Below are 329 nucleotides of genomic sequence, written 5' to 3'. Positions count from 1 at the left end.
GGTTCATCTTTGGGCGCAGTAACCGCGAAGACGAGGAAAACGCCCGATTCAAGGCCGCCGAAGCCGCCGACCGCATCAAGGAAGGCATCTACTACCGGCTGCGTTACGTCGAGGCCGACCACGTTGTGTTCGATCCAAAAACCGGCCGGGAAGTACCGGCCGAACGCAATCACATCCTTTCGCTGTTGAACGAACTGGCCAGCAGTGAGCAGGCCGAGTGAGCAAGGAGACGCCGCTATGTTGTTACACCTTGTACCCCGCCTGTTCGCGTGCCGTGTCAACGAGCCGGAATGCGCCCTGATCGACTTTCATTGTCCCGCGCTCGGGCT

At 59.9% G+C, this 329-nt stretch carries 1 pseudogene; it reads left to right on the top strand.

The features are described 5' to 3' along the window. Positions 1 to 221, top strand: a pseudogene (locus tag HMPREF2886_RS32475) (hypothetical protein); the annotation flags it as partial. Between the last annotated feature and the right edge of the window lie 108 nt (positions 222 to 329).

This window comes from Pseudomonas sp. HMSC066A08 (assembly GCF_001813025.1).
In the GTDB taxonomy this organism is placed as follows: domain Bacteria; phylum Pseudomonadota; class Gammaproteobacteria; order Pseudomonadales; family Pseudomonadaceae; genus Pseudomonas; species Pseudomonas aeruginosa.
This window is presented reverse-complemented; position numbering and strand designations above follow the sequence as displayed.